Genomic DNA, 14,203 nt, shown 5'->3' with positions numbered 1-14,203 from the left:
TTAAAATTCTAAGAAGCTCATGCCAATTGATGAGTTCATGTTTAAAGATAAGATTAGCATTTCCTTTATTAAACAAATTTCTAAATATTTTTTGATTTATTTTTTGCATAAGATGTTAAGCCAACAAGATTAAAAAACCTTCCAATATTACCTCTCATAGCAGCAACAACACTATGCGATGCGATAAGTTGTCTGGCCAGAGGTTTGTTTTCTGCAACACAAATTTCCTCAATTAGCTTTTTGGCTTCATGAGATCCTTTGGTATCATATATTTTCAAGACCATCATAGCATTTTCTTCTGGTGTAATTTCTCTGTGTTTTGGGGTATATCCTAATTCTTTAACCATCGTTTCGGCTAATAACCATGTAGACCAAGGATTCTGCCCTGTCACCAAATTTTTATCATGGCTAATATTCTCCAAATACATACTACCTTCGTTAAACTGTGCACCTTGTGCTACCAATTTATCTTGTAGAAGAAATGGAAATATAACCTTGGCATCCGGTATAAGCAATAATTCTTCTTCATTTGTGAAACCACTAACAGTTTTATTTTTTATTAATGGATGACCATTATCAAGAGTCACATTAACTAAAGCTGCAGGTCCATGACATACAGCACCAACAACTTTATTAGACTGATACAAGTCTCGAACAATATGTTGAATAGATTTATTTTCTGGAAAATCAAACATTGCTCCTTTTCCTCCAGCAAAAAACACACCTTCATACGTCTCTGGAATAATATCTTTTACCGGAATGGTGTGTTTTACTTTATATTGAGCTATACTATCGTTTAAGAAAGCATAATCAAACTTTCCCATATCTTCATCATCAATTACAACCGGTGGTTCGCCTCCTAACGGACTGGCTATATCGACCTCAAAACCATTCGCCTCGAATACGTAATATGCACGTGATAATTCGGTTAATTCATAACCGGTACTTTTATCAGTATTTCCCATAATATCTGTGCTCGTAACTATTGCTAGTATTTTTCCTCTTTTTGGGGTGATATCTTGAGATAAATAAGGTAAGTCAGATACTTGTGTTGTAGATACATTTTGATTCATTTCTCCAGATGGTAATAGACTAATAAACCACCATCCGAAACCAAAAAGTAAGAGAATTACACTAGTGAAGGAGATAAGTATCCATTTAAGGATTGGACGTTTTTTAAGCATAGCATTAATTTTTAGAATTATAATGCGAAGTACTATCTAAGAATTGATAAATACTGTCGAAATGATAATTCCGTCGGATTAAATTATATATTAAATACCCTATTTATGAGTCCGAATCTGGGTTATATCTTTTTTGGAAGCTTAATTGTGTAGAGACAATTGAATAAACTAATTTATAGGGGCTCCCCTTCTGGAACTGATAATCTATAAACGTTCGATTAAATTATTACCTATAATCATCTGATATACCTGACTGCGAAGAGATCTACTAATTCTTATTTTATGTTTATCAATATAAATTAAATTGCCTTCAAGTTTTTTAATATGTTTTAATCCCACTAAGTAATATCTATGAACCCGTATAAATTTTTCTTTAGGGAGTTCTTCTTCTATCTGCCTTAATGAAACCAAAGTAAGGTGTTTATCATATGTTGTGTGAATCAAAACATAATCTTTGGCTGTTTCAATAAATAATATATCATCAATAAATACCTTAATAATCATTCCATCACACTTAATGAAAATATGGTTTTTATCATCTTTATATTCAATTACTTTGTTGTTAGTTACTATAGCTTTGTTCACCGCTTTTAAAAACCTTTGGTAAGAAAATGGTTTTAGTAAGAAATCTACAACATTAAGATCAAATCCATCTAAAGCGAATTCTCGATGTGCAGTGGTAAAGATAATTTGTGGAGGATTTGAAAGTACTTTTATAAGCTCTATCCCAGTCATATCAGGCATTTGAATATCTAAAAACATAATCTCAACAAAATTATGTTTTAAAAACTCTATAGCTTCTAAAGCTGATGATAATGATTTTGTATGTTCTAAAAATGGGGTTTGCTTTACAAAGTCCTCCAACCCTTTTCTAGCTAAATGTTCATCATCGACTATTAAACACCTCATTTTCATTTAACTGTATTTTTAATCGTACTATAAATTTAGCACTATTATGTTCAATGTTAAATTGATATCTATTTGGATAGATTAATGCTAACCTTCTTTTGACATTAGCCAATCCTATTCCATTATTTTCACCATAAGGTGTTTTTACAATTTCCTTTGAAATAGTATTTTCGACTTTAAATAGTAGTGTACTATCCGATATTATTGACGATTGGATAGATATTTGATAGCCCTGGCTACTTTGTCCATGTTTAAAAGCATTTTCGACAATCGGTAACAAAAGCATAGGTGAAATTGTCAAATTGTTTTGATCATCTGGAAAATAATATTCTACCGTTACTAAATCTTCATGTCTTATCTTTTCAATATCAATATAATTTGTCAAATTATCAAACTCCTTTTTTAAATCAATACTTTTTTTATTTGCTTCATATAACTGATGACTTAATATCTCCGAAAATTGAAGTAACATTTTTTTGCCATCTTCTAGATTTTTACTTAACATGATATAGATACTGTTAAGCGAGTTAAAAAGGAAATGTGGATTAATTTGATTTTTTAAAAGATTTAATTCCGTTTCTAATTGTTTTTGTTCTATTTCACGCATTGACCTCTCTTTTCGATACCATTCATCGATTAAAAACAATGTCATCGATAAACCTAATGATAAAATAATTTCGGTAACAATAGCTATTTTACCTTGTAAGCTGATAAAAAAATCTGATGTTGGTAAATAAATATTGATATACTTGAAATAAAACGAAAGATAATTAGATGTTGCCAATGTGGTAAGCGTAATAGTAAAAACCAAAAAAACTATATAATTCATTATTTTTTTACTGAATAAGAATTTAGGCATCAAAAAATAAAGATTAAAATAAACCAGAATAACATACGGAATAAAAGTAAATAGGTTAGTTTGTAGGTTTGATAATATATCTTTGTGATAATTTAGATCATGTGCACTCCATAAAACAAGAAACAATATCCAAAAAACAGTATGCTTGAGACTTTTACCGAATGTAAGATTCATTAAGGTTTATCTAAAATTAAAACATATATAGCTAGTATACTTTAAAGGTATGGAATTATAACACAACAAAAATTGTTATTAAATCCTGCATTTTCACCTTTACTTCTACTCTATTTTTTTGATTAAAAGAATACAATAAATGAAATACTCACTAATTTAGTATAACACCTTGTTTTATCCTAGTAACGATGCTCTTATTTATATTCGTAATATCATCTATGGGATTTTTGTCCAGCACCAAAAAACTGGCTTCATAACCGTGTTTAAGCAGTCCTATTTTCCGATTAGGGAAAATAGTTTTTGTAGAATTTTCAGTCCACATTTTAAGCAATTCTAAATTACTAAAAATATTTAGGTCATATAAAAATTCGAATTCTCCAACCGAATTACCATTATAGTTATCAGAACCAATAGCTATAGTTACATTTTCTTGTTGTAATAATTTTAAATTGGATGAGATATTATGCACCAGGTCTTTATAATTAGTTTTTTTCTTCTTTTTTTTGACTAAAGATACCGTGGTAACAATAATGGTTTTATTTTTTTTAGCCAAAATAACATCATCTCTTTGAATTGACTTACCATTAGATATTTCTGGAAGATGAGCAATTTCATCTACTCCGGCATTAATTGCTATATGAAAATCGTATGCAGTCTCGACATGAGCACTAACTCTTAAATTAGAAGCATGAGCTTTGCGAACAATTTCTTTAATTAATGAGGGGTTCAGCCCTTTTTTACCAAAATATAAAGTATCATTTTTCCTCTTTTCATATTCTTCAGAAAACAAAAGATTTAATTTTATGAAGTTAGGAGAAAAGGATAAGATATTATCCCACTTTTTATTTAAATCTTCATGGTTATTAATAGTTACATAGCCATGAGATTCAATTTCTTCAATTGAATTAAATAAGCCTTCGAAATAACCATAACCCAGATGTCTTTTACGAACCGCAATAGGATGTCCATCGGTCGCAGTTAAGGGAGCATGTGCCATACTGATATCTATAGCATCAGGTCTGTTATAGTTGTGCATCAAAGGGTCTATACGTTTTTTGATTGATGAAAGTAATTTTACATAAAAGACCCCATTATCTAAATAAGATTTAATACGCTTATCTAATTCATAGTTGCTTTCAAGATTATGGTTATGAGCTTCTGCAAATGGAGGAATAACATATTGATTAGATAAATTAAGGACGGTATCAATTTCTTCTTTAAGATCATTAAAGTATAGGATGCCATTTTTGACCCAAACCGTTTCTTTTTTAAACGTTTTTCCATTAAACCAATATCCATCCACAAGCTTTATAGTCAAGCTATTTAAATTTTCCTTTACGTATCTTACATTATCTGTTTTTTGAGAATAACAAGATGAAAAAAATAGTAAAACCATTGCAAAAACAATACACTTCTTCATTTTTAAAAATTTAATTATAATAAAGAAATAGCAAAAGCGATTTTAATAAAAAATAAATCGCTCATTAGAATACCTCAATAGATAGAAGGTGTTTTTTGGTAGACAGGTAGATTCTTTTGCGAAATATATTAATTGAATATAAAAAAAGTGTTATGAGTGCTTAATTTTCCAGGATTTTACCGCATGTAAATATGCGCTGGACTCAGAATAACCCAAAATAAATGCAACATCTTTAGTTTTTAAATGTTTTTCATTTATCAGATAATTTGAAAGCTCTTTTTTTATTGTATTTACGATGCGTCTAAATGACATTCCTTCATCCATTAATTTTCGTTGCATAGTTCGTTTACTGTACGGAAATTGTTTTAAAACCTGTTCAAAATTTGGGATTTCAGGAGAACACATATTTAAAGTCATATTACGTATTTGATTAGAAAAAACCTTCTCCCCTTTTTTATTCTCACTCAGTAACGCTATGAATTTTGGTAATAATAGTTCTATTTCCTTAATCTTATTCTTATTGATTTCAGTCTTAAGTACTTCTATAGGTAATACTATTAGATAGTTTCGGTCATAAACTACCATTGTATTTAGTAATTCATGATACGGTTTATCATTGATATATGGTAATTTAATATTAGGTACTAAAGTATTAGGTAGCATTAATTTTAACTCTCTGTATATTATACTTAGAACCATATCCAACAGATGTCTTTTCGACTTTGGATTTTCTACTGAGCTATCTAACAGTAAACTATAAGTTTCTTTATCCTTAATAATGGAAATTGAAACCAAAGGGAACTTACTTTTAAGAAAATTTTGAAGAATAAAAACACCTTGTTCTATACTTGATGTATTTAGTGATATCTCCAAAACTAATCCTAAAGCTTGTAAATTAAGATAACACCCAAAATTTAAACCGTAGTAATCACTATCTATAACTTCAATTATCTTATTAAAAATGACTAAATATTCCTCTGCATTAATCATTTCCGGTAGATGATTAAGGTCTATGTTTTGATTTGCCAGAACTTCTTCTAGGGCATGGATATCAATCTCCTGATATGCAGCATAATCGAATAAACTGATTAAATAAGGGGCAAAAACTTTCATAGTATAAAAATACAAAGAATGGCGTAAAGTATCAACATTAGTATCAGGGAGAATAATAGTTTTGAATCATAAATAAATAATTTTATTAAGATGAATACATTACAAAAACTACTAACAGCAAATGCTATATTTTCTATTGCCAATGGAACAATATTATTACTATTTCCGAAAAAAATAGCACAAATATTTGATGTAGAACCTGGACTTTTTTTTATAATTCTTGGCATAGCCCTTTTATTCTTTGCAATGACCTTAATTATAGAAATAAAGAAACAGAGAGCAATATCTATATTATGGATAACTATTCAAGATGCACTTTGGGTGGTTGGTAGTATTATTTTGTTGGCTTCAAACCCGTTTACCATTTCAATAGAAGGAAATATAATCATAGCTATAGTTGCGTTAGTTGTATTATCCCTGGGAAGTGGTCAGTTAAAAGCTTTAGCAAGAATTGATGAAGAGAATAAAAAAGGACAGAAAATACTAAAATTTAGAAGAATTGTAAAAGGTAATAAATCAAAGATTTGGGAGATTGTGTCAGATGTTTCAAATTATCATAAAGTAGCCCCTAACATTGATGTTTCCAAAGTGATTTCTGGTAACAAAAAAGGAATGATACGGTCATGCGCACACGGCAAAGATAGCTGGACAGAGACATGTACTTTATGGGAAGATGAAAAACAATACTCTTTTATGGTAGATACCAAAGCTCCCGATTATCCATATCCATTAAAATCGTTAAAAGGTACCTGGATTGTAAATGAAATAGCAAATAACGAATCAGAAATTGTAATGATTTTTGAATTTGAGTATAAGAAAACTGTACAAAATATATTAATTCACCCTATAATGAAACATAAGTTTACCAAAGTATGTAAGGAACTTCTTGATAATTGGCAAAATATGACTGAGGTGGTTTCATAAAGAATACCACTCCGTAGAGTGGTATAAAGGCATTTTACAATCATTATTAAACAATGATCTACATAACGATTATCCGCCTACTGGTAATGATATATCCACGGGAACATGATGGCAACACGCGTTCCATGTAGTTGAATAAAAGTACCCTGTAGGGCATGTTGAAGGTGTAAATCTATCAGGATTATGACATACCAGACCATCAGAATTTGGACGAAGCCCTCCTGTAATTGATTTTTGATCTGCTTTGTTTAGCACAGAGCCTAATTTTGAAAATTTCTGTAACATATAATATGTATTTTAAATATTAATATGCATCTAATCTAATTTGAAAATTAATGTGTTAAAAAGATAATGTGTACGTATACTGTATGCGTACACTTCAACACCCAGATTGAAATAAATTACTACAATAAACAAGCATCTAATGTTTTTTTCTTCTTTTAATTCTGCGAATCATTGCTTTTCTAAACTCTCCTGCAATAATAAAAATTGAATTTCCTATAGGTGAAAAATTGAATTTAAGGTTTTTACCTTTGGCCAATCTGACTATATTTCTTCCATAGAATCCTGCTTCTGCTGATTCTTCAAGTTGATGAATTCCTGTGCGGATAGCCTTGTCTATAAGACTTTTTACTTCACCGTTTAAAAAACCTTTAATTTCGTTGATATTAACAATAAATGGCCTTGCCATTCCTATCATATCCACTTCCCCATTTTTCAAGGTCTCTTCTACAAAATCATAGGTCCTAAAACCACCAGTTACCATCAATGGAATATTACTAACCTCTCTCACTCTGTTGGCAAATTCCATAAAGTACGCTTCACGTTTCATAGTGCTCTCCCGAACCTTTTTTCCATCTTCTCCATTAACCAAAAAGAAAACTAATTTTTCATAGGTCCCTCCAGAAATTTCTAAAAGATCTACTCCAAGAGGTTCTAACATTTTTATTACCGTTAGAGAGTCTTCTTCTGTAAATCCTCCTCGTTGAAAATCCGCAGAATTAAGTTTTAGTCCAACAGGAAATTCTGGACCAACTGCTTCTCGTACATCTTGGATTATAGTTCTTAATAATCGGCTTCTATTTTCTACCGAACCACCCCATTGATCATTTCTATGATTCGTTAATGGACTCAAAAATTGACTTATCAAATATCCATGAGCAGCATGAATTTGCACTCCGGTAAAACCACTTTTTTTAGCAATAACAGCTGCTTTTACAAAACCATTAATCACATCCAGAATATCCTTTTCTGTCATAGCTTTTGGTTTTGAGAAAAGGCCTAATTTTTTTAGCTGTACACCAGATGCAGATTTGGGTTTTAGATTCACAAATCGAGAAGTTTGCCTACCCGAATGACATATCTGTACCCAAATATGGTTTCCGTGTTTTTTTCCTGCATCTGCCCAGGCTTTCATTTCAGGAAGTGCTTCTTCGTTATCAACTACTACATTACCCGCTGATTCCAAATGATAACGATCTACCATCACATTACCCGTTATTAATAATCCGACATTGGTATCTGCCCATTGTTCATATAATCTTACTAAACGAGCATTAGGTTTGCAGTTAGAGCCACTTAATCTTTCAGTCATAGCAGCTTTAACCAATCTATTTTGTATCACAGCACCGCATGGTAATGTAAAAGGTGTATTTAGCATATTTGTATTAAAAGTATTCGTTTGTTTGAGTTTATAGTCTTAATGTATCAGTATTTTATTCCGATTTTTTTGTAGAAATGACCCAAAATCCAAGCAGGACCGACTAATAAAAATTGTAAATCCTTGGCAAAAGATGGTTTTTTGCCCTCATGGTTATGTCCTATAAATTGAAATACCCAGGATACTATAAATATGATCAAAGATATAATCCAAAGAGGAGTAGAAAAATGGAGTGCAATTTGGTAATTACCCCATAATACTAAAAGAGATACAAGAATCATCCCTAAAAATATAGGAATAGACATACGTAAATAAAAAACAAGTCCCAAAACTATCAGAATACTACCAGCATGGGCATAAGGTATTATAGATTGAGGTAATGAAGCGGTTAATGTTCCGACGGGAATAGAAGCTAGTAGCCCTATAATGCTGAAAAATATTAAAGGCACACAAAAATAATGTATGATTTTATTGAATCGTGTTTGATGGCTTTCTCCATATTCTAAAAACCATTGTTCTGCTGTTCTCATTTTTGAAATTATTTTGGGTTATGTATTACGTTTTTACAAACTTTTTTATTTGACGATATTCTTCTATACCTTTTTCGGTTAGATAAGGAAGTAGCAATTGCATCGCCATTTCAACTGGAGTAGTTTTATTTACTGTATAGTTTGATGAAGTAATTACCTGTTCCTGAGAAGACCAAAATGCACTTATCATCCATATATTGTACACCAGTTTATCATAGTCTATAAATTCAGATTCAGGTTTCATTCTCCCGCTCTCAACATAATAATCAACCAGTTTTTTACCTTGTTTAAAACGAATTAGATTTGATTCTTCATACATTTTTGCAACTTCGGGATACTGTCTGGTAATATGTACTACATCATTGAAGAAAAAATGATATCGTTTCATTAATTGATAAAACTTTTTCATCATCAATTCAAAATCATGAAGTGTTATATAACCTTCTGTAGTTATATAATCACTTGCTTCGGTATGCATATTCTTATAAATAACCTGAATCAAATCGGCCTTGGTTTTGTAATGATATGTAAGATTACCCGGACTTATTCCCAGTGATTCTGCTACTTGTCTCATAGTAACACTAGAAAAACCTTTAGCATTAAACAGTGTTAATGCCTTATTATAAATTTTATCTTTGATTTTCATTAGTACAAGTTTACTAATTTTTTTGAAAAATAAAAATGCTTATACTAATTTTAGGATTAAAACATTACATATCATCTATTTGAAATTCTTTTTTGTAGTTACTGTAATGAACTAAATCTCGTATGGAAGAAAATCATTACGAAATATTTTATAAATTTGATTTTAATTCGTCGCAAAACCTACAACAAGCCTAATCTTAATAAAGCCCCATGAAAAACTTAACAAGCTACCTACTAATTTTTGCAATGATATTTACTATGTCATGTAGCAATGAAAAATCAGATTTAGCCGGAAATAATTCAGAATTTGAAGCAGATGCAGAGGATTTAGATGCTAATGGGTTACCAAAAATTCTTTTTGAAGTTCAAACGCCCATAATGCCAAATACTCAGGAATACACTATTGAATTAGATCGATGGGATATACCTAATAATGGAACAAATGCCATTAAAACTACAACTAATTTACAAGCAGCTATTGATTGGGCTCATCAAGAAAGCTATGGTAGAGTTATATTACCTAAAGGTGAGTATCTAGTTGGTGAAGATGTAAATGATATTTATCAAGGAGGTATTAAGATTTATGATAATACCGAATTTATCTTTAGCGAAGGAGCTATTTTAGAAATTGATACTAATGACAAATGGAACTATTGTGTCATTAGTTTAGATGGGGATAATATAATTATTCGGGATGGTATCATTAAGGGAGATCGGGATACTCATATTTTTACTCCACGTGACAGTGATGGAAAAACGGCTCATGATGAAGGTCATGGTATTTGTGTTTGGAATACAAGTAATCAGGTATTAATTGAAAATATGGAAATCCATAGTTTAACCGGAGATGGTTCTTTAGTGCTGGACTCAAACGATGTTACTTTTATTAATAATAACATTTATAATAATAGACGTCAAGGTATTTCAATAGTTGGAGGTAAACGTATTGAAATAAAAGATAATGAAATACATCATATTAGTGGAACTGCTCCGCAATTTGGTATCGATATTGAAGGCGCAGGACGTGTCGATGAAGAAATATTAATCCAAAACAATTATTTCCATCATAATACTGGTGGAGATATTGTTAATACTAGTGGTGAGGATGTGTTTATCCTTGATAACGTTATGGAACAGGGAGAAGGAAGTACTTATGTTGACGGACCTATAGTTAGTTGGCATAAAACTCATAATATCATTGCAAGAAATACCATCACTATGGTTACAGGGTCAGCTAATGGAAGATTGGGATACATACAATACTCTGGAGGAGGAGATAAAGGTCATAATCGAGCCACTTATGTACACGATAATGTCTGTAATAGTTGTGGTATGTATATGTATAAAAGTTCTGATGCAGATGTTCGTCGCAACAAATTCTATGGTTACTTTTTGGCATTTTCTGAATTTGAAAATGCCATATTAATAGATAATTTAGTTACTTATTCTGAAGCACACCCTAAACTTAGATTTTGTTGGTCATACCGTTTTAATGATGTTACGGGTTTTGCTAGCGGAAATTATTTAGGAGATGATCCAGAGGAGATACCACTTTCAAAAACTATACCTCATACACTGCAATGTGTATTAGATGGGTGGTAGGATTTATTTTTCAGGTAAATACATATTAGAGATCACTAATAATGTGATTAAGATTAGATTAATTAAAATAGTAAGCATAGAATCTTTATGCGCTAAATGTGCAACAATTGCAGTAATTAAAAAAAATCCTACTCCGGCATATGTCCATTCCTTTATTTGTAAACTAATATTTGGTATCAGTAATAGAATTGCGGCAATAGTTTTTAATGCCGCTAATTCTATTCTAAAAAAATCTGGAAAGCCTAGTGCTCTGATACCATCAATTGTACTTTTATTGAAGACATAAGTATAAGAACTAAAAAATAAAAAAGTAGAAATTAATATGGTAGATGACCAATACATTATTTTCATGCCTCCTGTTTATAAAAAGTTATTTTTTATTTGACTTACTAATTTAGTACCATCTGGATCCGCTTGTGTTTTTAGCGCAGTAATATTTTCTGCCCATTCTGAAGTACGAATTCGCAAAGGAGGATTTTCATTATTTGCCACTTTTAGCACCACCTCTGCTACTTCTTGGCCGGTTTGATATACCTGAACCTCACTTTCACTTGCTCTTTTTTGAGTACCTGCCAAGTATTTTTCGAATATAGGTAAGTATTCCCCTTTGGCTAACTGTCCTTCACTAGTTGTTTTTTCTACTGCTGATTTCATAAATTCTGTTGCAATACCACCTGGCTCTACACATGTGAATTTAATATTAAAAGGTTCGCTAACATAAGTCGCTAAACCTTCCATAAAACCTTCTGTAGCAAATTTTGCTCCACAATACAACTCATTAAAAGGTTGACCAACCAAACCACCTACAGAGGTTATACTGATGATTTGACCAGATCGTTGTTTTCTCATAAAAGGTAAGACTGCCTGCGTACAAAACACTGTACCATGGTAATTCACATCCGTTACCCATCTTATCTCTTTTTCTGTTGCCTGCTCGGTTGTTTTTGCAAAACCCGCTCCTGCATTGTTTACCAATACATCTATCTTACCATCTTTTTGTATAATAGTTTTTACAGCAGATTCTATTGAGTTAATATCGGTTACATCAAGTGGAAGTAATTCAATATTTAAATTTTCTTTTTCAATTCTTTCGTTAAGAGGAGTTGCTTTTTTTAGATTTCGCATAGTAGCATAAACCTTATATCCATTCTTAGCGAATAGAATTGAACTCTCAAACCCTACTCCTGTAGAAGTTCCTGTAATTAATACATTTTTATTCATTATAGTTGGTTTTGATTAGAATGAATATTCATTCCAAAAATTATATAAAAAATTTACTCTTTAATAGCGTCCCAAACCATTTTAGTTTGATTTAAGCATGAAATTTCTGTTGTATCTTTTTGAAGGAAATACCACCTTAAATAAGATAAAACCGCTCCACCTATAAACAAAAATAGTTCATTTATTTCTATATCTTTAATAACTCGTTCTTGCTTACCTTTTATCAATAATTGCACAACAGGATCAACCGATATCAATCCTTTTTTTTTGCTTTCTTCTGTAATAATAGGAGAAGCTTGTAGTTGCTCCATAAATAGAAAATATATTGGATTTTCTATGAAAAAGTCAATAATAGAAGTGAAATAACCTTCAAATTGTGTTTTTATAGGTTGATTTTGGTCAAAAGATAAATATACCGCCTTTTCTTTTTGTTTTATGTCAACATAAATCTCATTAATTAAAATATCTTTATTAGGAAAGTAATTATAAATAGTTCCCATTCCTGTACCGGCAGCTTTTGCTATTGCAGACATTGGTGTATTATGGACTCCTTTCTCTGCTAAGAGCTGAAGTGCAGAAATTAGTATAATATCTTTTTTACTCATGAAACAAATTTACAAAAATTGGAATAATCATTCCAATTTTTTAACACTTATTTGATATGATTAAAAATTCTATATTTTAAATTATATGATGCGATACTTTATGGTTTATTGCGTATTTGTAAAGTTATCCTCAAAAAATTTCACCCATTTCCCTTCTGTAAGTTTTTCTCCGTATTCTCTAAAACTCTTCACTCCTGTTTTTTCAAACACATATCTTGTATTCTCATTCGCTTTAACAATAAATTGTTGATTATCATATGTGGCAGGAAGTTTATTCACCCCTCTTTTAGAAAAAGGAAAATAGTAATATGTTTCATCTTTTTCATCATAGTATATAATAGTATGCAGTTGTAATAATTTTGAGTTTAACTTAATTACTAATATACTTTTGTCCAGGTCATAGCTTATTTTCTGAAAAGCTGGAGCTTGTTTTGTAATTTCTTCATTTTTATACACTGTTGAAGTGCCAATCCATTGTCCAACCATGAATTCTAAATTTCCCATCTTTTCTTGTTTTACGTTTTGTCCTAATGCTACATTAAATAGGAAAAGAAAAGCGGCCAGATAATGATATTTATAACTTAGATATAAGGTTTTTTTAAATTTCATATTTATTAGTTTTGTCGCAAACAACCTGGTGATATAAATTTATAGTGAATAAGAAGAATAATTAATATGATAGATATTTACTATTTATTGATCATATCTTTTTTTAATTCTATTTAGAGTGTCAATAAAGGGCTTAGTTAACCCCATAGACTTAGATAAAACTAAACTTCCTTGTATGTCAATAAAGGTTTGATTGGCCTTATTTATAGCTTTAGCTTCTATCATTCCTTTTTCCATTCCAAAATGTTTGAAACTTTCAATCCACAAGTTAATACCTTCTCTAATTTGTGCTCCAAACAATGCAATTCCAGAATCTAGTGATAACGACCTATACATGCACACTTCCTGTCCGTCATTATAAATAGTACGAATGTTTTTAATGGCTTCTTCCAAACGAATATTCATAGCTTTATCCTGATCAGTCAAAATTTTGTAAATATTATCTCGTATCCACTCTTCCATATATGTTAAAACAGCAGAAGTCATATCCTTTTTACCACCTGGGTATCGATGATACAAACTTGCTTTTTTTAAACCTGCGGCATTTGCAAGTTCCATTAAACTGGCTCCATCGTACCCTTTTGATCGTAATACAGACATAAGGCCTTCTAACATTTGTTCTTCTTGTACTTTTTGTGGTCTCATGTAACAAATATAAAGGTATTCCTGATATTTTACCAAACGTTCGGTAATTTTTTAACATAATTTTGATATTGAAATCAAACGTTATTTTATATATAACTTTTAT

16 protein-coding genes are annotated in these 14,203 nt (G+C 30.7%); 2 read left to right on the top strand and 14 right to left on the bottom strand.

From position 1 onward, the window contains the following. Positions 1-80 precede the first annotated feature (80 nt). From PQF96_RS19150 to PQF96_RS19130, 5 genes are all read right to left on the bottom strand, one after another. On the bottom strand, positions 81-1,184 hold the full coding sequence (locus tag PQF96_RS19150) for a type 1 glutamine amidotransferase domain-containing protein (RefSeq protein ID WP_271767830.1): 1,104 nt from the start codon (positions 1,182-1,184) through the stop codon (positions 81-83). 204 nt (positions 1,185-1,388) lie between these two features. Continuing rightward, positions 1,389-2,099, bottom strand: a complete 711-nt coding sequence (locus PQF96_RS19145) for a LytR/AlgR family response regulator transcription factor (RefSeq protein WP_271767829.1) — start codon at positions 2,097-2,099, stop codon at positions 1,389-1,391. Continuing rightward, positions 2,071-2,922, bottom strand: a complete 852-nt coding sequence (locus PQF96_RS19140) for a sensor histidine kinase (protein ID WP_160114256.1) — start codon at positions 2,920-2,922, stop codon at positions 2,071-2,073. Before PQF96_RS19140 ends, PQF96_RS19145 begins: the two co-directional genes overlap by 29 nt. A gap of 355 nt (positions 2,923-3,277) precedes the next feature. Continuing rightward, the gene (locus PQF96_RS19135; protein WP_271767828.1) at positions 3,278-4,546 is read right to left on the bottom strand and encodes an amidohydrolase family protein; all 1,269 of its coding nucleotides are present in this window, start codon (positions 4,544-4,546) and stop codon (positions 3,278-3,280) included. Positions 4,547-4,696: 150 nt separating this feature from the next. Next, complete coding sequence (locus PQF96_RS19130) at positions 4,697-5,659, bottom strand: helix-turn-helix transcriptional regulator (protein WP_143918498.1); 963 nt, start codon at positions 5,657-5,659, stop codon at positions 4,697-4,699. A gap of 90 nt (positions 5,660-5,749) precedes the next feature. Here PQF96_RS19130 and PQF96_RS19125 point away from each other — a divergent pair, with 90 nt between their 5' ends. Beyond that, the gene (locus PQF96_RS19125) at positions 5,750-6,583 is read left to right on the top strand and encodes a type II toxin-antitoxin system RatA family toxin (protein WP_143918499.1); all 834 of its coding nucleotides are present in this window, start codon (positions 5,750-5,752) and stop codon (positions 6,581-6,583) included. A 69-nt stretch (positions 6,584-6,652) separates the two neighbouring features. On the opposite strand, the gene PQF96_RS19120 is transcribed toward PQF96_RS19125, so the two are convergent. The 4 genes from PQF96_RS19120 to PQF96_RS19105 form a co-directional block, all read right to left on the bottom strand. After that, entirely contained in the window at positions 6,653-6,868 is a 216-nt protein-coding gene (locus tag PQF96_RS19120) for a hypothetical protein (RefSeq protein WP_271767827.1), read from the bottom strand. A 136-nt stretch (positions 6,869-7,004) separates the two neighbouring features. Continuing rightward, positions 7,005-8,243 carry an NADH:flavin oxidoreductase/NADH oxidase family protein gene (locus tag PQF96_RS19115; RefSeq protein ID WP_271767826.1) on the bottom strand — a complete coding sequence of 413 codons (1,239 nt, stop codon included), beginning with the start codon at positions 8,241-8,243 and terminating at the stop codon, positions 7,005-7,007. Positions 8,244-8,290: 47 nt separating this feature from the next. Further along, a complete protein-coding gene (locus PQF96_RS19110; RefSeq protein ID WP_109437351.1) occupies positions 8,291-8,773 on the bottom strand; it encodes an Mpo1 family 2-hydroxy fatty acid dioxygenase in 483 nt (160 codons plus the stop codon). A gap of 25 nt (positions 8,774-8,798) precedes the next feature. Next, entirely contained in the window at positions 8,799-9,419 is a 621-nt protein-coding gene (locus PQF96_RS19105; RefSeq protein ID WP_167571954.1) for a TetR/AcrR family transcriptional regulator, read from the bottom strand. A gap of 209 nt (positions 9,420-9,628) precedes the next feature. On the opposite strand from PQF96_RS19105, the gene PQF96_RS19100 reads away from it, so the two are divergent. Next, positions 9,629-11,020, top strand: a complete 1,392-nt coding sequence (locus tag PQF96_RS19100) for a right-handed parallel beta-helix repeat-containing protein (protein WP_271767825.1) — start codon at positions 9,629-9,631, stop codon at positions 11,018-11,020. Positions 11,021-11,023: 3 nt separating this feature from the next. Here the strand turns inward: PQF96_RS19100 and PQF96_RS19095 are convergent, their stop codons facing one another. The 5 genes from PQF96_RS19095 to PQF96_RS19075 form a co-directional block, all read right to left on the bottom strand. Further along, positions 11,024-11,371, bottom strand: a complete 348-nt coding sequence (locus tag PQF96_RS19095) for a DoxX family protein (protein WP_271767824.1) — start codon at positions 11,369-11,371, stop codon at positions 11,024-11,026. Between the two features lie 9 nt (positions 11,372-11,380). Beyond that, positions 11,381-12,241 (bottom strand): SDR family oxidoreductase, encoded by an 861-nt coding sequence (locus PQF96_RS19090; protein ID WP_143918505.1) that lies wholly within the window; start codon positions 12,239-12,241, stop codon positions 11,381-11,383. Between the two features lie 53 nt (positions 12,242-12,294). Then, positions 12,295-12,846 carry a TetR/AcrR family transcriptional regulator gene (locus PQF96_RS19085; RefSeq protein WP_271767823.1) on the bottom strand — a complete coding sequence of 184 codons (552 nt, stop codon included), beginning with the start codon at positions 12,844-12,846 and terminating at the stop codon, positions 12,295-12,297. A gap of 105 nt (positions 12,847-12,951) precedes the next feature. Further along, positions 12,952-13,455: a hypothetical protein gene (locus PQF96_RS19080; protein ID WP_109437356.1), complete on the bottom strand. Its 504-nt coding sequence runs from the start codon at positions 13,453-13,455 to the stop codon at positions 12,952-12,954. 84 nt (positions 13,456-13,539) lie between these two features. Beyond that, on the bottom strand, positions 13,540-14,100 hold the full coding sequence (locus PQF96_RS19075) for a TetR/AcrR family transcriptional regulator (RefSeq protein ID WP_143918507.1): 561 nt from the start codon (positions 14,098-14,100) through the stop codon (positions 13,540-13,542). Positions 14,101-14,203: the final 103 nt, after the last annotated feature.

The sequence above is a fragment of the Aquimarina algiphila genome, from assembly GCF_947494415.1.
GTDB classification, from domain to species: Bacteria; Bacteroidota; Bacteroidia; order Flavobacteriales; family Flavobacteriaceae; genus Aquimarina; species Aquimarina algiphila.
This window is presented reverse-complemented; position numbering and strand designations above follow the sequence as displayed.

Excerpts from the sequence above, each read along its gene's own strand:
- PQF96_RS19150 (WP_271767830.1), bottom strand. The coding sequence starts at position 1,184 with ATGCTTAAAAAACGTCCAATCCTTAAATGGATACTTATCTCCTTCACT.
- PQF96_RS19145 (WP_271767829.1), bottom strand. The coding sequence starts at position 2,099 with ATGAAAATGAGGTGTTTAATAGTCGATGATGAACATTTAGCTAGAAAA.
- PQF96_RS19140 (WP_160114256.1), bottom strand. The coding sequence starts at position 2,922 with ATGAATTATATAGTTTTTTTGGTTTTTACTATTACGCTTACCACATTG.
- PQF96_RS19135 (WP_271767828.1), bottom strand. The coding sequence starts at position 4,546 with ATGAAGAAGTGTATTGTTTTTGCAATGGTTTTACTATTTTTTTCATCT.
- PQF96_RS19130 (WP_143918498.1), bottom strand. The coding sequence starts at position 5,659 with ATGAAAGTTTTTGCCCCTTATTTAATCAGTTTATTCGATTATGCTGCA.
- PQF96_RS19125 (WP_143918499.1), top strand. The coding sequence starts at position 5,750 with ATGAATACATTACAAAAACTACTAACAGCAAATGCTATATTTTCTATT.
- PQF96_RS19120 (WP_271767827.1), bottom strand. The coding sequence starts at position 6,868 with ATGTTACAGAAATTTTCAAAATTAGGCTCTGTGCTAAACAAAGCAGAT.
- PQF96_RS19115 (WP_271767826.1), bottom strand. The coding sequence starts at position 8,243 with ATGCTAAATACACCTTTTACATTACCATGCGGTGCTGTGATACAAAAT.
- PQF96_RS19110 (WP_109437351.1), bottom strand. The coding sequence starts at position 8,773 with ATGAGAACAGCAGAACAATGGTTTTTAGAATATGGAGAAAGCCATCAA.
- PQF96_RS19105 (WP_167571954.1), bottom strand. The coding sequence starts at position 9,419 with ATGAAAATCAAAGATAAAATTTATAATAAGGCATTAACACTGTTTAAT.
- PQF96_RS19100 (WP_271767825.1), top strand. The coding sequence starts at position 9,629 with ATGAAAAACTTAACAAGCTACCTACTAATTTTTGCAATGATATTTACT.
- PQF96_RS19095 (WP_271767824.1), bottom strand. The coding sequence starts at position 11,371 with ATGAAAATAATGTATTGGTCATCTACCATATTAATTTCTACTTTTTTA.
- PQF96_RS19090 (WP_143918505.1), bottom strand. The coding sequence starts at position 12,241 with ATGAATAAAAATGTATTAATTACAGGAACTTCTACAGGAGTAGGGTTT.
- PQF96_RS19085 (WP_271767823.1), bottom strand. The coding sequence starts at position 12,846 with ATGAGTAAAAAAGATATTATACTAATTTCTGCACTTCAGCTCTTAGCA.
- PQF96_RS19080 (WP_109437356.1), bottom strand. The coding sequence starts at position 13,455 with ATGAAATTTAAAAAAACCTTATATCTAAGTTATAAATATCATTATCTG.
- PQF96_RS19075 (WP_143918507.1), bottom strand. The coding sequence starts at position 14,100 with ATGAGACCACAAAAAGTACAAGAAGAACAAATGTTAGAAGGCCTTATG.